The 18,863-nt window shown below is 74.7% G+C and carries 18 protein-coding genes; 6 read left to right on the top strand and 12 right to left on the bottom strand.

What is annotated here, in order from left to right; all coding sequences use genetic code 11:
* Nucleotides 1-13 precede the first annotated feature (13 nt).
* A complete protein-coding gene (locus tag FRANEAN1_RS04315) occupies nucleotides 14-613 on the top strand; it encodes a hypothetical protein (RefSeq protein ID WP_041253678.1) in 600 nt (199 codons plus the stop codon).
* A gap of 1,212 nt (nucleotides 614-1,825) precedes the next feature.
* Here the strand turns inward: FRANEAN1_RS04315 and FRANEAN1_RS36810 are convergent.
* Complete coding sequence (locus FRANEAN1_RS36810; protein ID WP_049795577.1) at nucleotides 1,826-2,638, bottom strand: zf-HC2 domain-containing protein; 813 nt, start codon at nucleotides 2,636-2,638, stop codon at nucleotides 1,826-1,828.
* A complete protein-coding gene (gene sigE, locus FRANEAN1_RS04305) occupies nucleotides 2,635-3,552 on the bottom strand; it encodes an RNA polymerase sigma factor SigE (protein ID WP_020458529.1) in 918 nt (305 codons plus the stop codon). The genes FRANEAN1_RS36810 and sigE overlap by 4 nt, the downstream gene beginning before the upstream one ends.
* Nucleotides 3,553-3,643: 91 nt before the next feature.
* On the opposite strand from sigE, the gene FRANEAN1_RS04300 reads away from it, so the two are divergent.
* From FRANEAN1_RS04300 to FRANEAN1_RS04290, 3 genes are all read left to right on the top strand, one after another.
* The gene (locus tag FRANEAN1_RS04300; RefSeq protein ID WP_020458528.1) at nucleotides 3,644-4,306 is read left to right on the top strand and encodes an O-methyltransferase; all 663 of its coding nucleotides are present in this window, start codon (nucleotides 3,644-3,646) and stop codon (nucleotides 4,304-4,306) included.
* Nucleotides 4,307-4,659: 353 nt separating this feature from the next.
* Complete coding sequence (locus tag FRANEAN1_RS38130) at nucleotides 4,660-5,910, top strand: hypothetical protein (protein WP_157472327.1); 1,251 nt, start codon at nucleotides 4,660-4,662, stop codon at nucleotides 5,908-5,910.
* 88 nt (nucleotides 5,911-5,998) lie between these two features.
* Nucleotides 5,999-6,370 carry a hypothetical protein gene (locus FRANEAN1_RS04290; protein WP_041255466.1) on the top strand — a complete coding sequence of 124 codons (372 nt, stop codon included), beginning with the start codon at nucleotides 5,999-6,001 and terminating at the stop codon, nucleotides 6,368-6,370.
* A gap of 198 nt (nucleotides 6,371-6,568) precedes the next feature.
* Here FRANEAN1_RS04290 and FRANEAN1_RS04285 read toward each other — a convergent pair whose 3' ends face one another.
* The 3 genes from FRANEAN1_RS04285 to FRANEAN1_RS04280 form a co-directional block, all read right to left on the bottom strand.
* Nucleotides 6,569-8,419, bottom strand: a complete 1,851-nt coding sequence (locus FRANEAN1_RS04285) for a leucyl aminopeptidase (protein ID WP_020458525.1) — start codon at nucleotides 8,417-8,419, stop codon at nucleotides 6,569-6,571.
* Nucleotides 8,420-8,477: 58 nt separating this feature from the next.
* Nucleotides 8,478-8,645, bottom strand: coding sequence for a DUF3117 domain-containing protein (locus tag FRANEAN1_RS38125; protein ID WP_006544345.1), 168 nt, complete (start codon nucleotides 8,643-8,645; stop codon nucleotides 8,478-8,480).
* Between the two features lie 179 nt (nucleotides 8,646-8,824).
* On the bottom strand, nucleotides 8,825-9,445 hold the full coding sequence (locus FRANEAN1_RS04280; protein WP_020458524.1) for a DivIVA domain-containing protein: 621 nt from the start codon (nucleotides 9,443-9,445) through the stop codon (nucleotides 8,825-8,827).
* A gap of 200 nt (nucleotides 9,446-9,645) precedes the next feature.
* Here FRANEAN1_RS04280 and folP point away from each other — a divergent pair, with 200 nt between their 5' ends.
* Nucleotides 9,646-10,458 carry a dihydropteroate synthase gene (gene folP, locus FRANEAN1_RS04275; protein ID WP_049795893.1) on the top strand — a complete coding sequence of 271 codons (813 nt, stop codon included), beginning with the start codon at nucleotides 9,646-9,648 and terminating at the stop codon, nucleotides 10,456-10,458.
* 51 nt (nucleotides 10,459-10,509) lie between these two features.
* Here folP and FRANEAN1_RS04270 read toward each other — a convergent pair whose 3' ends face one another.
* The 6 genes from FRANEAN1_RS04270 to fdxA all read right to left on the bottom strand — a co-directional run bounded on the left by FRANEAN1_RS04270 (nucleotide 10,510) and on the right by fdxA (nucleotide 16,447).
* Nucleotides 10,510-11,106, bottom strand: a complete 597-nt coding sequence (locus tag FRANEAN1_RS04270; protein WP_020458522.1) for a TIGR00730 family Rossman fold protein — start codon at nucleotides 11,104-11,106, stop codon at nucleotides 10,510-10,512.
* On the bottom strand, nucleotides 11,103-11,942 hold the full coding sequence (locus tag FRANEAN1_RS04265; protein WP_049795575.1) for a TIGR00730 family Rossman fold protein: 840 nt from the start codon (nucleotides 11,940-11,942) through the stop codon (nucleotides 11,103-11,105). Before FRANEAN1_RS04265 ends, FRANEAN1_RS04270 begins: the two co-directional genes overlap by 4 nt.
* A gap of 197 nt (nucleotides 11,943-12,139) precedes the next feature.
* Nucleotides 12,140-13,270, bottom strand: coding sequence for a succinyl-diaminopimelate desuccinylase (gene dapE / locus FRANEAN1_RS04260; RefSeq protein WP_020458520.1), 1,131 nt, complete (start codon nucleotides 13,268-13,270; stop codon nucleotides 12,140-12,142).
* A 5-nt stretch (nucleotides 13,271-13,275) separates the two neighbouring features.
* Nucleotides 13,276-14,148, bottom strand: coding sequence for a 2,3,4,5-tetrahydropyridine-2,6-dicarboxylate N-succinyltransferase (locus tag FRANEAN1_RS04255; protein WP_083390616.1), 873 nt, complete (start codon nucleotides 14,146-14,148; stop codon nucleotides 13,276-13,278).
* A 59-nt stretch (nucleotides 14,149-14,207) separates the two neighbouring features.
* Nucleotides 14,208-16,064 (bottom strand): succinyldiaminopimelate transaminase, encoded by a 1,857-nt coding sequence (gene dapC, locus FRANEAN1_RS04250; protein ID WP_020458518.1) that lies wholly within the window; start codon nucleotides 16,062-16,064, stop codon nucleotides 14,208-14,210.
* 59 nt (nucleotides 16,065-16,123) lie between these two features.
* Nucleotides 16,124-16,447 carry a ferredoxin gene (gene fdxA, locus FRANEAN1_RS04245; RefSeq protein ID WP_018502185.1) on the bottom strand — a complete coding sequence of 108 codons (324 nt, stop codon included), beginning with the start codon at nucleotides 16,445-16,447 and terminating at the stop codon, nucleotides 16,124-16,126.
* A 558-nt stretch (nucleotides 16,448-17,005) separates the two neighbouring features.
* Here fdxA and FRANEAN1_RS04235 point away from each other — a divergent pair.
* Nucleotides 17,006-18,022 carry a transglutaminase-like domain-containing protein gene (locus tag FRANEAN1_RS04235; RefSeq protein WP_020458516.1) on the top strand — a complete coding sequence of 339 codons (1,017 nt, stop codon included), beginning with the start codon at nucleotides 17,006-17,008 and terminating at the stop codon, nucleotides 18,020-18,022.
* A gap of 4 nt (nucleotides 18,023-18,026) precedes the next feature.
* Here the strand turns inward: FRANEAN1_RS04235 and FRANEAN1_RS04230 are convergent, their stop codons facing one another.
* On the bottom strand, nucleotides 18,027-18,740 hold the full coding sequence (locus FRANEAN1_RS04230) for a flavin reductase family protein (RefSeq protein ID WP_020458515.1): 714 nt from the start codon (nucleotides 18,738-18,740) through the stop codon (nucleotides 18,027-18,029).
* Nucleotides 18,741-18,863 lie beyond the last annotated feature (123 nt).

The raw sequence follows: 18,863 nt of genomic DNA, 5'->3' as shown, positions 1-18,863 counted from the left end.
GGATGGGGCGGGCGTGGCCGAGGAGGGCGCAGACCTACCGGATGGCGCAAGCTCCGAGGGCGGCGGCGTGGGCGGGCGCGGGGCGCGCCGCGGCCCCACCAGATCCACCAGCGGGTCGGCCAACGGCCGGCCGGCCCCGCGCTGGTCGGCGTCCCGCGAGGTCGTCTCACGGAGGCCCTCCCGCGGGACGCTCCCCCGGGCACCGTCCCTGGAGACGGCCTCACGGCTGGTCTCCCGCGAGACCGGTGCCCGGCCCGTCTCCCGCGAGACCGCCTCCCGGCTGACCTCCCGCGGAACACTCCCCCGAGCACTCTCCCGCGAGACCGCCTCCCGGCTGACCTCCCGCGAGACGCTCCCCCGGGTGCCCTCCCGCGAGACGGCCTCACGGCTGCTCTCCCGTGGGACGGCCTCCCGCGAAGCCGACGGCAGCGGGCCCTGCGGTGGCGGAACCGAGGGCCGCGAGCTCTCCCGCGCAACCGCTGGCCGCGGCTGCGCCGTCACACGCGCCTTCGCGGCGCTGCCCGGATCGGAGCCTCCCCGGGCAGCCGGCGCGCCAGGGGCCGATCCCGCTCCTGGCGCGGGCCCCGGGCCGGAAGCGGCGCCCGTGCCCTGAACGCCACGCCCGCCACCGTCACGCTCCGGCGCGCCCGCGCGGGACGCGGTGTCACGCCGACCCGGATCCCCGGTAGGCGACGCGATCGGCGTGCGGGCCACGCTTTCGGGGCCCATGGAGCCAGTCCGCGCGGCGGCGTCCCGGCTGGCGGCGCCGTTCTGAGAGGACGAGCCATTCCGCCCGGCAGCATCCCGGGTAGCGGAACCGTTCTGAGAAGACGAGCCGTTCTGGGCGGCACGGCCTTCCCGGACGAGCGGAGTCTTCGCGGCAGCGGCACCATCCGACGCCCCCGGCGGGACGGCGCCCTGCCGGCCCGCCGGCCCCTTCGGCGCGGCGGCTGCCTCCCGTGCGGCCGTAGCCCGGCTGGGCGCCTCCCGGCTGGATGCCTCCCGATCGGCTGGTTCCCGGCCGGATGTCGCGCGAGCGGCCGGGCCCCGTGGGCCGGCACCGTCCCGTTTCCCGCCGACGCGCCTGGTCGTCTCGTCGCGTGTGCCGCCGGTGGCCCCGGCGTTACCCGTCGTGGACGAGCTCCCCGTGCTGGACGGGCGGCCTGTGGTCGGCACGCTCCCGCGTGTGGTGGCCCGGACCGGCTCGACGAAGGGTGGCCGTTCCGCCGCCGACGCGGGGCGGCGCGGCGTGTCCGCCCGAGCTTCGGGGCCGGGACGACGCTCCGTCGCGGGGCGACGTTCCGGCCCGTGCAGCGGCAGGGACGCCGGGACCGGTCGGCTCACGCCTCCTGACGACGGGACGGTGCCCTCCGCCGCCCGCGAGCGGGGCGCGGGCACGGGCACTGACGGGGCTTTTGCCTTGTCCGTGCCAGGACGGGCATCGGTGGTCTGGTCGTCGCCGGTGGTGTCCACATGCCCTCCCCGATGTGCTCGGCTCGCGGCGCTGCGGACCGTCGGCGGCTCATGCACCACCGCGGCCCGCGAGACCGAGCGGACAACACGGTAGAGGTTCACGGAGCGGCACAGGAGGGCCACCAGACACCAAATCCGCCGGCACAGGCCGCCGAGACCACTCATCGTGAGGGAGTCGGCGCGTTCACGCACTCCGCGGTTACCCACCTGCCCTTTTCGGCAGCGAAAAAGCCCGGTGGACGACCTTCGCGTTAGCCCGATCGGGCCATCAAATGATCACCCGTGGCGCCGTGGGGGAACGATCGCGGCGCCGCGGAGGGCTCGAGGAGGGCCCGTCGAGAGCTGTCGGGAGCTAGGGACGCCGCGGGAAGGACACCGAGGCGATCATCTGGACCGAGCGGGGAACACCGGCCGCCGGTGCCTTCACCGGGATCACGGTCGCGACCGTGGGGACCGAGCCCTGGTCGGGCCGCCGGGGCGCCGCGCGCCCGTCCGCGAGCGCCGCGCCGCTGACCGCGAGGAGCATGAACGCGGCCGACCCGACGAGCGTCCGCCGCATCCGGCCGTGCCGGCGCGGCCGGGGGGTTGTGATCGCCGGGCGGCCGTGCCCGGCGGCGCGCACGGCGACCTCGGCACCGGCCAGAGCCGCGCCGGGCGCACCGCACCCCTGTGAGCTGGAAGCGAGGCGAGCGGACCCGGCCGAGACCCGGGACGACGCGGCCCCCGGTGGACGTTTAACCAGCAAGGCTGATCGGCCCGCGGAGGCTCCCGGCCGGGACGGAGACCCGCCCGGTCGAGCGGGGCGGCCGGTGCGGACCAGGCCCGCCTGGCGCGCCGGCGAGGCGGCCGGCCGGACCGACCTGCGCGGAGCGGATCCCTCGGCGACGAAACCGCTGGCCATCGCGGGCATCCTGCGCGGGGCGGGCGGCGCGGGCCGCGCGACCTGGTACTCGCGAGCACCGAGGCTGAGCAGGGTCGAGGTCAACGTGCTGGGGAGGGTGGGAGTCGCCAGGGCGGAGAGCCGGGCCTTGAGCCTGCGCTGCTCGGCTACCTCCGCCTGACAGTCGGGGCAGCACGCGAGGTGTGCCAGCGCGCGATCCCTCTCGTCGTGGCTGAGCTGCCCGTCGACCAGGGGGGTGAGGCGCTCACCGAGATGGCTGCTCACGCCCGCCGCTCCCGAGGAGCACCGCCCTCGGCTCCGACGGCACTGCTCACCGGACCTCGGCGGCGGTCGGTCCGGCGACCACGGCGCCCCGACCTGTCCGGTTCGGCCACGGCGGCGTCGACCGCGAGCTGGCTCTCACCCGGACTCGTGGCACCCACCGGCGGCCGTTCCCAGGAACCGCTGGTCTCCGCCTGGGCCGGGGACGGCCCCGTGGCCGGGCCCACCGCGGCGCTCGAGACTCCGTCGTCGCCCGCCATCGCCATCCCGCGCGGGGCGCGGTCGGCGAGCGCGGCGCGCAGCATCGCCCGCCCCCGGGAGATCCGGCTGCGGACGGTGCCGAGCTTGACCCCGAGCGTCTGTGCGATCTCCTCGTAGGAGAGCTGCTCGATGTCGCACAGCACGACCGCGGCACGGAAGTCCGGCGGCAGCGCGGCGAGAGCGGCCTCGACGTCGGCGTCCAGATGGCTCTCGGCGTAGACGGCCTCCGGGCTCGCCTCACGGCCGGCCAGGCGCTCGGTGTCCTCCGGCAGGGCGTCAAACCTGATCTTCTGCTGGCGGCGCATCCGGTCCAGGAACAGGTTGGTCGTGATGCGGTGCAGCCACCCCTCGAAGGTGCCGGGGGTGTAGTCGGCCAGCGAGCGGAACACTCGGACGAAGACGTCCTGGGTGAGGTCCTCGGCGTCGTGCGCGTTGCCCGTCAGGCGATAGGCAAGGCGGTACACCCGGTTGCCGTGCTCCCTGACCACGTCCTCCCAGGACGGAGGCACCCAACCAGCTACTTCTGGGGTGGCGGCCGCGTCGGGGACGGCCGAACCAGCCCCGAGCTCCTGCGCCGCCACAGCCGCCTCTCGGTCGGTTCGCGACGAACGTACCCGACGCGCCGGCCAGGGAGCGGCGAATCCCGCTGCGGACACCGATGTTTCTCCCCTCGACCCAGTCGACACGGGCGCACTGACAAGACGAACGTTCCTGTCTTGTCTCCCGTTCCCGTAGGCTGCGGATGTCATGCCGGACATCGACATCGCCGCACGGGAATCTGCCGTCGCCTACGCCGAGGGCTTCCTCGTGGAAGACCCTGTTCTTCGTGCTGCCCGCGCCCGCGCCGAGGAGGTCGGGATCGCCCCGGTCAGCCCCGGCGCCGGGGCGGTGCTCCGCTTCCTCGCCGCATCCGTCGGCGCCCGCGCAGTCGTCGAGATCGGCACGGGTACCGGTGTGTCCGGAACGTGGCTCCTCCGCGGGATGCGTCCTGACGGAACCCTGACCACGATCGACGTCGAGGCCGAGCACCTGCGGCTCGCCCGCCGCATCTACGCCGACGCAGGGATGGCCCCCGGCCGCTCCCGGCTGATCACCGGGCGGGCCCTCGAGGTGCTTCCCCGGCTCACCGACGGCGCCTACGACCTGGTGTTCTGCGACGCCGACCGGCGGGAGAGCACCGAGTACCTGACCCAGGCGCTCCGCCTGCTCCGTCCCGGCGGGATCGTGGCGTTCACCGGAATCCTCGCGGGCGGGCAGACCGGCGACCCGGCCACCCGCGTCCAGGATTCCGTGGCCGTCCGGGAGCTGGCGACCGCCGTCCGGGACGACGTTCGCCTCACCCAGATGCTGCTCACGACCGGGGACGGTCTGCTGGTGGCGGTCGTGGCGAAGTCCTCCCCCGTCGGCTGATCGCCCCGCCGACGGCACCGGGATCGGTGCATTCGACCGGTATTACCGATTAGTCTCTGTGGGCCGGGCGCTACGCCCGTGCCGTCGGCAGCGCGTCCCAGTCCCTGCCCACACGGATCCTGCCCAACCGGACGACCCGCGTGCCGACGAGCACTGGCCGAGCGATGGCCGCCAGGCCGCTCCGGGCGTCCAAGGGGGACGTCCGAAGTAGACCTGCGCGGCCCAGAACACCCGGCGGTACGGCATCCCGACGCGACGAGCGCGGGGCGCCGCCACGCCGACCGGCGCGAGCCGTTCGGTGACGGTCGAGGCCGGGAGTGGACGTCGTGCGGAGTGACGTGGCGCGGAGTGAGGTGGATCGTCGTCGTTTCGACGACGACTTCGGCTACCGCGGCTCCGCGTACCACGATGCCAACTACGACGGTGCCGGGTACGACGATCCAGAGTTCCGCGGCCCCGGGTATCCGAGCCATGAGCACCGCGACTCCGGCCGCCACGATCCCGGCCGCCACGACCCTGGCTATCGCGACCCTGGCTATCGCGACGCGGGCTACGACGACCGCGACTATCGCGACCCCGGGTACCCCGGCTCCGGCTCCGGCCCGCGCCGTCCCGCCCCTCGCCCCGACGACACCGGGCACCGGCCCGGCAGCTCGTACCGGGACGACGCCGGACACCGGGATGACACCAGGGGCCGGGCCGACAGCGGGTACCGGGGCGATTCCGGTCCCGACGGGCCCGGGCCGCGGGACGACGGCACCCGGCAGCGCGGCCAGTCCGGTCGGGCCGGTCGCACCGACCCGACCGGCCGAAGCGGCTACCCCGACCGATCCGGCGGACCCGCCCGCCCCGGCTACCCCGACCGATCCGGTGATGCCCTGCGTGCCACCCATCCGGGCCGCGACCGACACCCCGGCGGCCACGGCGCGCGGCCGGGGTTTCCGGCCGCGGGCGGCTTCGCGCAGCGGCCGCCCGCACCGCCGCAGTCACCACCGCCGCCGCGCCGGGAGAACTGGCTCGGCTGGGTGGCGTTCCTGCTCGGAATCGCGGTGCTCTCCGGCGCGGCCGGCTACACACTGAACCGGGTGACCAGCGGGTCGGGTACCTCCGCCGTGGGCCCGACCACCGGCGAGCAGCCCTCGGGCACGACCGACCCTGCGGCCGGCGGCTCGGGGCAGGGCACGGGGCCGACAGCTGAGCAGGTCGCGATCCTGCTCGCCAACCAGGGCCTGCCGCTGCGGACGAGGGTCGTCTACACGGCGCAGAACGACCCCGACGGCCTCCTGGGACGTCCCGGCGGGTACTCCAGCCGGCTCGCCTTCACCGACGAACGCATCAGCGCCAGCGAGATCGCGGGCGCGCCGGCGGACGCCATCGAGCGCGGCGGTGCCATCGAGGTCTTCGTCGATCCCGCCTCCGCCGCGGGTCGCGGCGCCGCCCTGCGCGCACCCGGCGGCGGTGACCTCCCCAAGGAGTACACCTACGTGCGCGGGACGATCGTGCTGCGGCTCTCACTGATCCTTCCGGAGGAGATGGCCGCCGGGTACGAGACCGCCCTCGCCGCGGTTACCGGGCAGCCGTCGCAGCCCGGGCAGCCGTCCTAGTGCGTCCTGGCGTCGCGGTGTCCGGCGCGTGGCCGGCGACGGCTCGGTCGACGTTTGCGTAGGTGCCCTGGAGGGGGAGGCGTACGGCATGAACATCCGCGAGTTCTACGACGCCGATCCCCGCCGCCGGGCGTCCGAGGAGATCACATTCGGGGACGGCTGGACCACGGCGGACGACGAACACTCGACCTACCGGCTGAACTGGGTGGTCGACACCGGTGAGATCTACTCGGTGCGCGAGCCGCACCCCGGCGGCATCCTGGCCCGCTACCTCGATCAGTTCCGCGTGGACCAGGCCAACGTGGACGAGCTTCTCGTGGACGTCCTCGCCGACACCGACCGGTACGCCGTCGAGGCCGCGCTCGCCGGCTGGCCCGCGGTCATGCCGGAGAAAGACAGCCTGAGCTGGGCCCGGCGCCAGCTCGCGGCACTGGGCTCCGCCAGCCCCTCCGAACGCTGACGGCCCGCTCCCCCGCCGGGCCCGCCCGGCCGGCGGGGTGATGTGCGGCGGTCCGGTGGGTCCTGGACGGCACTCGGCGGTGGTGGTTCCACGGAACCGCGGAGCCCGCCGCCGAACAACCCGCCACCACAGGCCAGCTGACGCGCGTCCGGAGGCCTGCCGCAGGGCCGGCAGCCGCGTGCCTCCGGACGCGCTCCGTCAGGTGGGCTGTTCGCCTGCCGGGGCTCCGGCGAGGTAGGCGATCAGGGTGCGCACTCCCCACCCGGTACCGCCGCGGCTGATCTCGCCGTCGTCGGAGTCCGCACGGGCCGTGCCGGCGATGTCGAAGTGCGCCCAGGGCAGACCCGCGGTGAACTCCCTGAGGAACAGCGCGGCGGTGATCGACCCGCCGTTGACGTCCAGCGCACGGCCGATGTTCGCCAGGTCGGCGACCGGCGAGTCGATGGCCGGCCGGTACTCCTCGGTCAGCGGCAGCCGCCAGACCCGCTCCCCCGCGCGGCCGGCCGCGCCGGCGAGCTCGCCGGCCAGCGTGTCGTCGGAGGAGAACAGGCCAGCGGTGCGCCGACCGAGCGCGACGGTGATCGCGCCGGTGAGCGTGGCCAGGTCGACGATCTGGTCGGGGGCGAGGGTGGCGGCGGCGTAGGCCAGGCCGTCGGCGAGCACCAACCGGCCCTCGGCGTCGGTGTTGAGTACCTCGACCGTCGTTCCACCCCAGCAGGTGATCACGTCTCCGGGCCGGACGGCGGACGCGCCGATCATGTTCTCGGCGAGGCAGAGCAGCGCGGTGACCTTGCCGGGAACTTCCAGCTCGGCCAGCGTGACCATGGCGCCGAGCACGGCAGCCGCGCCGGACATGTCGGTCTTCATACTGGCCATGGAGACCGACGGCTTGAGCGACAGCCCGCCGGAGTCGAAGGTGATCCCCTTGCCGACCAGCACCCGGTGGCCGGGAGTCCTCCCGCCGGGCGTGGACGGGCCGTCGTAGGTCAACGTCACCAGACAGGGCGGGCGCGGGGAGCCCCCGCCCACCGCGACCAGCCCACCGAAGCCCTGGCTGACCAGGTCGGAGTGGTCGAGCACGGTGACGCCCAGGCCGGCCTGGGACGCGGCTCGCACCGCCTGGTCCGCCAGCCAGCGTGGCGTCTTCACGAGGCTCGGCATGTTGATCAGATCACGGGCGAGGCACACGCCGTCCGCCACGGCGCGCGCCCGGCGCACCGCCTCGATCAGCGCCGGGTTCTCGGCGCGCTCCGTGTGCAGGACGAGGATCCGCTCGGCTCGCGGACCGGCCGGCGGCTCGTCGGGAGTGGACTCGGCGGACTCCGCGAACTCGGGAGCCGGCTCGGTGCCCGCCTCGCGGGTCGTACCGGTGACGGCGTCCTCCGGGGTGGCACCGGTGACGGCGTCTGCCGGGCGGTAGGAGCCCAGCACGAAGCCCTCGACGAACGCGTAGATCTGCTCGGCGTCGGGTTCGGCGACGACGAAGGGCCGCCCACGCGTTCCCCCGCGCCGCGCGAGAGCCGCGCCGGCCGAACGCCAGTCGGCGGTCCCACCGGCGCCCACGCCGAGCAGGAACAACCGCCACGGCCGCTCGGAGCGCGACAGCGGCACGACGAGGACACCGCCCGCGTCCCCCCGGAAGGCCTCGTTCTCGATCAGGCGGTCCGGGTCCGCGCCGACGCGCGCGCAGGCGCTCCGGCCCTGCTCGCCGACGACCGCGGCACCATCGACACTGGTGACCACGACGGCGAGCACGGAACAGTCCCAGCCGACCGCGGCGCCGGCCGTACCCTCGGCGGCAGACCCCTCACCGGCAGCACCACCAGCGCCGGCAGTACCGACCGCTCCGGCACTACCGGGCGCGCCAACGGAGCCGGCCGGCGGCGCCGGTTCGCCCGGCGCCCCGCCGGTATCGTCCCGGACCGGCGGCTCGCCCGGCTCGGGTCCACCAACTGACGGCGGGTGCTCGGTGGATGTGAGGATGACGAGGGGGGCGCGGTACCTCGAGTCGATGAGGTCGGCGTCCTGGGTGGGAGCGGCGGTCGTCACGCGGACGCCTCCGCCCCGCGGACCCGTCCGCCGGGCCGGGGGTAGGTGACCACCGAGCCTAACCGACCGCGATCTTGAGAGCGTCTCCCAGCGCGCTCGCCTCGTCGGCTGTGAGTTCGACGACGAGTCGGCCGCCCCCTTCGAGCGGGACGCGCATGACAATGCCGCGCCCCTCCTTGGTGACCTCGAGCGGACCGTCACCCGTCCGCGGCTTCATGGCCGCCATCGGTGCACCTCTTCCTGCCGTCGGACCTGCGTCTGACGACGATTATCCCGGAGACCGACCCGCAAACCGAAACACGTCCCTGCGGGGAATCACAACGGTCACGGAGAGGTAGTGGTTTCGGTGGCCCGAGAGGGCCTCTGGCGGCTCCGAACGAGGGACTCTGGTGTGATTCACTACGGTTACCCACGCCCATTTTCCCCGGACGGCGAGGCCTCGGGGCCGTGAGTGTCCCCCCGTGTGGCATCCGCCCGCTCCGGGGCAGGCCGTTCCGGATCAAGCTTTTCCAGATCATGCCGGGTCGAATCATGCTGCGCGGCAGGGTCCCGCGCCGCCTCGGTCCCGGCGGGTTCCGCCTGGACGTCGCCGGGCCGGGCCATGTCGGCGTCGGCGTCAAGGTCGGCGTCGAGGCCGGAGGCTGGGCCGGGGTGCGCGTCGTCGTCGTCACCGCCGACGCCGAGATGCGCGAACTCCGCGAGCCGGACGAGCTCGTCGTCCCGGCGGGCGAGCTCCTCGTCACGCCAGGCGATCTCGTAGGCGAGGCGGGCCAGGACGGCGTCGACCTCGGCCATCCGGTAGCCGCGGGCCGCCATGCCGAACCGGACGTCCGCCACGTCGTCGGCCGCCACGGAACGCGCGCCGAGGCCGGTGTGCGGTCCGTCGGGCACGGCCGGCGCCATCCGGTCGAACCGGCCGACGGCCAGCGCGGCGACGGCGAAGACGACCACCGCGACAAGCACGATCTCCACTGCGAGCACCACGCCGTCGATCGTGCCATGCCCGGGTGGGCCGAGCGGATCCACCCGCCGCCCCCGGGGCGATCCCGCCGGCCCGCGGTCTCTGGCAGGGTTGCGGAGTGCCCGCCGACGCCTTCCCGACCAGCGAGCCCCGCCCGGCCGACGCACCCGGCCCGGCCGACGCACCCGGCCCGGCGGCTGGGCCGGTGCCGGCGCGGCCGTTGCGCCTGGGGTCACGGGTGTTCGCGCCGTCCGAGCTGGTCGTGATGGCGATCGTCAACCGCACGCCGGACTCCTTCTTCGACCGCGGGGCCACCTACGGCGAGGCCGAGGCGCTCGCCGCCGTCGACGCGGCGGTGGACGCCGGAGCCGGGATCATCGACATCGGCGGGGTCAAGGCGGCCCCGGGCGAAGAGGTCGACGCAGCCGAGGAGCTGCGCCGCATCGGCGGGTTCGTCTCGGCTGTGCGGGCCCGCCACCCGGAGATCGTGATCAGCGTCGACACCTGGCGCGCCGAGGTCGGACGGGTCGTCGCCGGCGAGGGCGCCGACCTGCTCAACGACGCCTGGGGCGGGGTCGACCCGGAGCTGGCCGAGGTCGCCGCCGAGTTCGGCACCGGGCTGGTCTGCACCCACGCCGGCCACCTGCCGCCGCGGACCCGTCCGCACCGGATCGCCTACGACGACGTGGTCGCCGACATCGCCGCCACGACGACAGCGCTGGCCGAACGGGCGGTGTCGCTGGGCGCCCGGCCGGACGGGGTGCTCATCGACCCAGGGCACGACTTCGGCAAGAACAGCCGACACTCGCTGGAGTCGACCCGCCGCCTGCCGGAACTGGTCGCGACCGGGTGGCCGGTGCTGGTCGCGATGTCCAACAAGGACTTCGTCGGTGAGGTCCTCGACGCACCGGTGGACGAGCGGCTGGAGGGCACGCTCGCGGCGACCTCCGTGGCGGCCTGGCTGGGAGCCCGGGTCTTCCGCGCGCACCAGGTCGCCGCCACCTGGCGCACGCTGCGCATGGTCTCCGCGCTGCGCGGGGACGTCGACCTGCGGATCGCCCGCCGCGGCGTGGTCTGAGCCGGGCCGGACCAACCACCGCCAGGCGCGCCGGCCTGGGCCGGCGGTGCGTTACTCGCCTTCGGCGACCTCGCCCTGTGTGGGCACCCGGGCGGCGCCGCGGCCCGCGCCGGCGCCCGCCTCGAGGATGTCGAAGGCCTCGGGCACGCTGGTCGCCCAGATCAGGATGTCGCGGGCCGGCGGGCGGACGAAGCCGCGGCCGACCAGGTCCTCGACGAGCATGCGCAGGTGCGCGTACACGCCGTCGTGATCCAGGATGACGACCGGTTTGGCGTGCAGGCCGAGCACCGCGGCCACCCAGATCTCGAGCAGTTCCTCGAGGGTGCCGAGCCCGCCCGGCAGGGTCAGGAACCCGTCGGCGCGGTCGTCCATGACGGCCTTGCGCTCGCGCATCGTGGCGGTGACGATCAGCTCGTCGGAGTCGGTGTCCCCGACCTCCATCGCCAGCAGCGTCTCGGGGATCACGCCGACCGTGTGCGCGCCGCCGGCCCGCGCGGCCCGGGCGAGGGCGCCCATGCACGACACCGAGCCGCCGCCCGAGACCAGCACGTGCCCGCGCCGGGCGAGCTCCGTGCCGACCTCGGCGGCCAGCAGCACGAACGCGGGATCGATGTGGTCCGAGGACGCGCAGTACACACAGACGTTCACGAGGGCGCCCCACCGGCCGCGGCGGCCCCGCCGACCTCGCTGGCGGTCTCGTCGCCGGAGGTGGCCGCGGCGGGCGGGCCGGCACGGCCGGTCCCCTCGAGGATCAGGCGCACGGCCTCGTCGACGTCGTCGGTCATGGTCACCAGGTCGAGGTCGCCCGGCTTGATCCGGGCGGAGCCGAGGACGGTCGAGCGCAGCCACTCCAGCAGGCCCGACCAGTAGGCCGTGCCCATGAGCACCACCGGGAACCGGGTCACCTTGCCCGTCTGCAGCAGGGTGAGGGCCTCGAAGAGCTCGTCGAGGGTGCCGAACCCGCCCGGCATGATGACGAAGGCCTCGGCGTACTTCACGAACATCGTCTTGCGGACGAAGAAGTACCGGAAGCTGACGCCCAGATCGACCCAGTCGTTGAGATCCTGCTCGAAGGGCAGCTCGATGCCGAGGCCGACCGAGAGCCCGCCGGCCTCCTGCGCCCCCCGGTTGACCGCCTCCATCGCGCCCGGCCCGCCGCCGGTGATCACCGCGTAGCCGGCGTCGGCCAGCGCGGCGCCGAGCCGGCGTCCCAGCTCGTACTCGGGTTCGTCCCGGCCGACCCGGGCCGACCCGAAGACCGTGACGGCTGGGGGCAGATCCGCCAGCAGCCCGAAGCCCTCGACGAACTCGCTCTGAATGCGCAGGACGCGCCACGGGTCACTGTGGACGAACGAGGCCGGGCTGCGGGTGTCGAGCAGGCGTTGGTCGGTGGTGGAGTGCTCCACCTGCCCGCGCCGCGCCGTGACCGGGCCGCGGCGCTGCTCGGGCGGCGGCCCGCCACCCCGCCGGGTACGCCTGGACACCGCGGCCGCGGGAGCAACCGCGGGCCCGGGCGCGACGGCGGGAACGGGCGGGGGGACGTCCGCCGGACCATCACCGGCTGGGCGCGCGGCCGCCGTCGGAACGATCGGCTGGGACGTCGATCCGCCGCCCGGCGGATCAGGGTGGGCGGGCCGAGTCACGTCCGCACCATACGCAGATCCGCCCGGACGCCCGAAGCTCAGGGCGTGCCGCGGCCGACCAGGTAGGAGCTGAGCACGCGCTCCGTCTCCTCGATCACCGCCACCTCGACGTACTCGTCGCGGGTGTGCGCCAGGTTCGGGTCGCCGGGACCGTAGTTGAGCGCCGGTATGCCCAGCTCGGCGAACCGCGCCACGTCGGTCCACCCGTACTTGGCCACCGGGGCCCGCCCGGTGGCCGCCACGAAGGCCGCCGCGGCCGGGGCGGACAGCCCGGGCGGGGCCCCGCCGGCGCTGTCGTCGAGCACCAGGTCGTAGCCGTCCAGCACCTCGGCCACGTGGGCCAGCGCGGCCTTCGGGTCCCGGTCGGGGGCGAAGCGGAAGTTCACCGTGACCCGGCAGCTGTCCGGGATCACGTTGCCGGCCACGCCGCCGTCGATCCGGACCGCCGAGAGGCCCTCCCGGTAGGTGCAGCCGTCCAGCGTGACGGACCGCGGCCGGTACCGCGCCAGCCGGCTCAGCAGCTCCCCGGCCTGGTGGATGGCGTTCTCCCCGAGCCAGGAGCGGGCCGAGTGCGCGCGGCGGCCCGGCACCGTGGCCACGACCCGCAGCGTGCCCTGGCAGCCCGCCTCGATCTCGCCGGAGGTGGGCTCCATGAGGATCGCCAGATCCGCCTGGAGCCAGTCGCGGTGCCGCTCGGCGAGCCGGCGCAGCCCGTTACGGGCGGCCGCGACCTCCTCGTTGTCGTAGAAGACCCAGGTGACGTCGTGCCGCGCGACCGCCCCCGCCCCCGAGACCGGCCCCGGCCTCGACTCGGGCGCCGACCCCGACGCCGGGGTGCCGAGGAGCGCCGCCAGGCGGAGCATCACGGCCACCCCGGCCTTCATGTCGGACGTCCCGCAGCCGTACAGGCGGGAGCCGTCGAGGCGGGCCGGGAGGTTGTCGGCGACGGGCACCGTGTCGAGGTGACCGGCCAGCAGCACCCGCGCGGGCAGGCCGTGGCCGGTCCGCGCGAGCACCGCGTCGCCGTCCCGCAGGATCTCCAGGCCGCCGAGGGAGCGCAGCGCCTCCTCGACGGCCGTCGCGAGCGTGCCCTCGTCGCCGCTGACCGACGGCACGTCCACGAGGACACGCGTCAGATCACCGACGGGCAGCGCCAGATCGAGGCCCATGACGGTCAGGAGGCCACGCCGTGCTCACGCAGGATGTCGTTCAGCGCGAGCTTGTCGTGGATCTCGCCCTCGTCCAGAGTGCGCAGGACGAGGATGCAGGGCATGGCGAACTCGCCGGCCGGGAAGGAGCGGACCCGGCTGGAGCCGACGGCCACCGCGCGCTCCGGGATCTCCCCGCGCGGGTACTCCTCCCCCGTCACCGCGTCGAAGACGTGGGTGGACGCCGTCAGGATCGCCCCGGCGCCGAGCTTCGCGCCGCGCCGGACCCGGGCGCCCTCGACCACCATGCAGCGGCTGCCGACGAACGCGTCGTCCTCGACGACCACCGGCACCGCGCTCGGCGGCTCGAGCACGCCGCCCAGGCCGACCCCTCCGGAGAGGTGGACATTGCGCCCGACCTGGGCGCACGAGCCGACCGTCGCCCAGGTGTCGACGAGGGTCCCGGCACCGACGTAGCCGCCGATGTTGGTGTAGCTGGGCATGAGCACGGCACCGGGCTCGACGTGGGCGCCCCAGCGGACGATCGCGCCCGGCACCACCCGCACGCCGTCGAACCGGGTCTTGAGCGGGACGCGGTCGTGGAAGTGGAAGTCCCCGGCGGCCGACTCGACCATCGGCAGGACCTTGAACGACAGCAGGATCGCCCGCTTGGCCCGCTCGTCGACGACGACGCTGCCGTCCGCGGCGACCTGGGCGACCCGGGCCTCACCGGCGTCGATCGCGTCGACCGCGCCCACGATGACCTTGCGGGCCTGGGTGTCCTCCGGCGTCAGCTCGCCGCGACGCTCCCACAGGTCGTCGATGGCCCGGTCCAGGGGAGACACGACTTCGCCGGACGTGACACCCGCGTCCGATGGGCTGGGGTTTGCTCCGCTCACGCTGCTCACGGATAAGACCCTACGGGTCTCGGGGTGAGCGGCGCTCGCGGCCGCGGCGGTCAGCGGACGTCGGGCTCCGAGCCCCAGCCCGGCGTGTTCCGGTCTCCCTGCTCGCCACCACCGGGCCGCGGGACGGCCATCTGCCCGGTCTGGTACGGCGGGACCGGCAGCTGGCCGGTCTCATACGGCGGCACCGGCAGCTGGCCGGTCTCATACGGCGGCACCGGCAGCTGGCCGGTCTCATACGGCGGCACCGGCAGCTGGCCCGTCTGGTACGGAGGCACGGCCATCTGCCCGGTCTGGTAAGGCAGCGGCGGTTGCTGCTGCGGCGCGCTGCCGCCGCCGTTCTCATACGAGGGGACGGGCAGCTGACCCGTCTGGTACGGCGGTGGCGTGCCCTGCCCGGCGGCGCCCTCACCGGCGCCGGAGTACGACCCCGACCGGCCGTGGGCACCCTGGGGGTCCCGGTAGGGATCTCCGGGCTGCCCCGAGCGGATGTCCCGGCCTCCCCGGAAGTCCTGGGACTGCCGGTATTCCTCAGGCTGGCGGTATTCCTGGGCCGAGCCGAAGTCCTGGGTGGGGCGGTAGTCCTGGGACGGCCGGGCGCCCGGATCGGGCTGGCTCGCCCGGTACCGGTCGAACGAACCGACAGAGCTCTGGTCGGCCCGCGCCGGCTCACCCGCTCCGTACCCGGACGGACGGCCGGAGGACCAGCCCTGGTCACCGCCGCGGCCCGCACCCACCGGATGCGGCCCCGAAGCCGCGGGGCCGGGCGGCCCGGCGGGCGGGTAGCCGGCCGGCTGCTGGCCCCAGCCCGGCGCGGCCTGCGCGCCGCTCGGGGCGCCTGCCGCGGGGAGCATGGTCATGCGCTCCGGAACGGTGGCGATCTGGGCGTCCGGGGCGGTCAGCGCGACCCGCACGTGCCGCCGGCCGGACTCGCCGTAGAAGCTCCCCGGCGCGACCAGGACACCCACGCTGGACAGCGCGTCCACCGTGGCCCAGCAGTCCTCGCCGCGGGTGGCCCACAAATAGAGACCGGCCTCGCTGTGGTCGATCGTGAAGCCCGCGACGGCGAGCGCCGCGGCGAGTACCGCCCGCCGGTTGGCGTAGCGGGCGCGCTGGTCGGCGACGTGCATGTCGTCCGCGAGCGCGGCCGTCGTCGCCGCCTGCACCGGCGACGGCATCATCAGCCCCGCGTGCTTGCGGAGCTGGAGCAGCCCGTCGACGAGATCGGGGTCACCGGTGACGAACCCGGCCCGGTACCCGGCCAGGTTCGAGCGCTTGGACAACGAGTGGACGGCGAGCAGGCCCTCGTGGGAGCCGCCGCAGACGTCCGGGTGGAGCACCGAGACCGCGCGGGCCTCCCAGCCCAGCTCGATGTAGCACTCGTCGCTGGCGACGATCACGCCGCGCTCACGCGCCCAGGTGACCACTGCGCGCATCTCGTCCACCGACAGGACACGCCCCGTCGGGTTGCCGGGCGAGTTCAGCCAGACGAGGGCAACACCCTCGGCGGGGCCGACGACCGGCTCGCAGCGCGCGAGCAGGGCGCCGACCTCGTAGGTCGGGTAGGCCGGGGTGGGCACCCAGACGCGGTCCCCGGGCTCCAGGCCGAGCTGCGAGGGAAGCTGGGCGACCAGCTCCTTCGTGCCCAGCACCGGCAGCACGGCGGACGGCTCCACCAGCACACCGAGCCGGCGGGCCAGCCAGCCGGCAGCCGCCTCACGAAGATCGGGCGTGCCTGTGGTGAGCGGGTACCCCGGGGAGTCCGCGGCACCGGCGAGGGCGTGGCGCACCACCGCCGGCGTCGCGTCGACCGGGGTACCCACCGACAGGTCCACCAGCCCGTACGGATGCGACCGCGCCTTCTCCTTGTACGAGACCAGGTGGTCCCATGGGAAGTCGGGCAGCCGCACCCGCGACCGTCCCGGCGATCTGATCGTCCGGGACGGTCTCGCCGACTCCCCTGAACCGGTCAGGACTCGCCCTGGGGAGCCAGCGCGGAGATGGTGGGCGGGTCGAAGTCGAGCGCGCCGACCTTGGAGGCGCCGCCGGGCGAGCCGAGCTCCTCGAAGAACGACGCGTTCGTGTCGGTGAAGGTCTTCCACTGGTCGGGGACGTCGTCCTCGTAGTAGATCGCCTCAACCGGGCAGACGGGCTCACAGGCACCACAGTCGACGCACTCGTCAGGCTGGATGTAGAGCATCCGTCCGCCTTCGTAGATGCAGTCGACCGGGCACTCCTCGATGCAAGCCCTGTCCTTCACATCAACACAGGGCTCCGCGATGACGTAGGTCACCGGACGTTCCTCCTCGAGCTCACGGGCGACTGATTCCTTAGTATCGACCTGGACAGTTCGGTGTCGACAACAAGGGCGTGCACTAGTGGTGTATGTCGTCCACATCACTCCGGCCGACATCGGCTCCCGGGTCGTGATCCGGCGCCGTATCTCTGGTCCGCTCCCCCTGAGCGATGTTCTGGGCACGCTTGAGTCCTGGTCGGAAGGCGAACTCCGCCTCCGCCGCACCGACGGTACGACAGTGAGTGTGCCCGAGGAATCCCTCGTAGCGGCGCGTGTCGTGCCCTTGACACCCCGGCGGGCCAATCCTCGGCCCCCCGGTCGGGCGACACCATTGGACCAGCCCGGAACGCCCCCTCGCCACGACATTGCGGAACGCAACGATCAGATCACGGAATCAGATCGCCCCGCCGGTCTCCGCACGGACGGCCAGGTCGGCGCCGACGCGGATGGAGAGTACCCGGACGCCGGTGACGACGATACCGGGGACAATGGCGGCGACCGGGACGCGAGTGGCGCCGACCCGGGCGGCGCCGGCCCGAGTGTGGAGGTCCAGCGGTGAGCGCCCACAGCAGGCGGATGTTCGCCACCGTCGTCCGCCGCGAACCCGTCGACCTGGCACTCGCGTGCCATCTGATCGCCGCCGAGGCCGGCCCGGAGACGAACCCGGCCGAGACGACCCGTGCCCTCGACGCCCTGGCTGCCGACACCGCCGCCCTCCTCGCAGCCCGCCGGGCCGCTCCGCGGGGCCGTGGCGCGGCTGGTGCCGGTACCGACACCGGTGCCGCTTCCGGGGCCGGGGCCGCCTCTGAGGCCGTTTCCGGGGCCGGGTCCACTTCCGGGGCGGTTCCCGGGGCCGCCTCCGGGGCGCCGGCGGAGCGGGGCACCGCGGCCGACGCGGGCACCGACGCCGGCGGGGGCACGCTGACCGGGCTCGACCTGCGCGCCGCCGCCGAGGCGCTGCGGGAGTCCCTCGGCGAGCGGGCCGGGTTCGCCGGGCACGAGTCCGACTACGACGACGTTCGGGCCTCGCTGCTGCCCGAGGTCATCAGCCGGCGCCGCGGCCTGCCGATCCTGCTGTCCATCGTGTGGATCGAGGTCGCGCGCAGAATCGGCGTCCCCGCCTACGCCGTCGGGCTGCCCGGCCACGTGATCGTCGCGGTGGGCGCGCCCCATGAGAACGTCCTCGTCGACCCGTACGCCGGGGGGGAGATCATGACGGTGCACGACGCGGCGGCACGGGTGCGCGCGGCCGGCGCGGCGTTCACCCGGGCCCAGCTCGCCCCGATGACCCCGGACGACCTGCTCACCAGGGTCCTGAGCAACATCCGGGTACTCGCGGCACGCACCGACGTCCCACGCACCAGGCTGTGGGCGGTGGAGCTCTCGCTCCTGCTGCCCCGCCACCCCGCCGTGCTGCGGCGCGAGCGAGGCGAGCTGCGCGTCCGGCTGGGCGACTTCCTCGGCGGCGCGGCGGACCTGACCAACTTCGCCGACGCGGTCACCACCGTGGAACCCGCCGCCGCCGCGGCCGCCCGGCACGCCGCCGCGGCCGCCCGCGCCCGCCTGAACTGAAGGCTTACGAGGACGAGCCGGCCCGGCGCGAGCGAGCCGGCTGGTCGGCCGAGAGGTACGAGCCCTCATAGAAGATCAGCGGAGCGGCATCCGGCCGCTGCGCCGCCAGCGCGACCACCTCTCCGATCACCAGCGTGTGGTCACCGCCCGGATGCGTCGCGACGGTCCTGCACTCCAGGACGGCGAGCGCGCCCTCCAGCAGGGCGACCCCGGTCCGCGCGCCGAGCGAGTACCGCCAGCCCAGGAGCTGCCCCCCGCCACCGCCGGACCGCCCGTCGCCCCCGCACCCGTCGCCGGTGGGCCGGTCGGCGCCGCGGCGGGCGAAGTCGCGGGACGCCTGATCCATGTCGGCGGCGAGGATCGAGACCCCCCACACCCCGGCGTCGAGGAGCGGGGCGTGGAATCGGGCGTCCTGACGCACACTGACGAGGACGAGCAGCGGGTCGAGGGAGACCGAGACGAAGGAGTTGGCCGTCATCGCGAGCTGGTGCCCGTCCACAACCGTGGTCAGGACGGTCACCCCGGTAGCGAACCGGCCGACCACCCGGCGGAACGCCGCCGCGTCGGGCACGGCCAATCCGTCCGGAGACGCCGGGCCGTCCAGGGAGCCGGCGGCGGGGAGGTCGGGCCCGGGCTGGAGCTCGGCCGGGCACGGCTGCGCGCGGGCCGTCTCCGCCGGAGCGGGTTCGGGCAGGGGCTGGCGCGCGGGGCTGGCCACGGCGGCAACGCTACAGCGGCGGAAGTGACCCCACCGCCCCGTCGGGACACCTCGGTGACCATCGGCACAACCCCGGCAGGGCCCACGGCCCCACCGTCACCTGGCCGACCGCGCGGACGATCC

Source organism: Parafrankia sp. EAN1pec (assembly GCF_000018005.1).
Classification (GTDB): Bacteria; Actinomycetota; Actinomycetes; order Frankiales; family Frankiaceae; genus Parafrankia; species Parafrankia soli.
The sequence above is the reverse complement of the archived record's forward strand: the minus strand, read 5'-3'. Positions and strand labels throughout refer to the sequence as shown.

What these genes read in the sequence shown, in the direction of transcription:
- FRANEAN1_RS04300 (WP_020458528.1), top strand. Translation starts at nt 3,644, where the DNA reads ATGCCGGACATCGACATCGCCGCACGGGAATCTGCCGTCGCCTACGCC.
- FRANEAN1_RS04290 (WP_041255466.1), top strand. Translation starts at nt 5,999, where the DNA reads ATGAACATCCGCGAGTTCTACGACGCCGATCCCCGCCGCCGGGCGTCC.
- FRANEAN1_RS38125 (WP_006544345.1), bottom strand. Translation starts at nt 8,645, where the DNA reads ATGGCGGCCATGAAGCCGCGGACGGGTGACGGTCCGCTCGAGGTCACC.
- folP (WP_049795893.1), top strand. Translation starts at nt 9,646, where the DNA reads ATGGCGATCGTCAACCGCACGCCGGACTCCTTCTTCGACCGCGGGGCC.
- dapE (WP_020458520.1), bottom strand. Translation starts at nt 13,270, where the DNA reads ATGGGCCTCGATCTGGCGCTGCCCGTCGGTGATCTGACGCGTGTCCTC.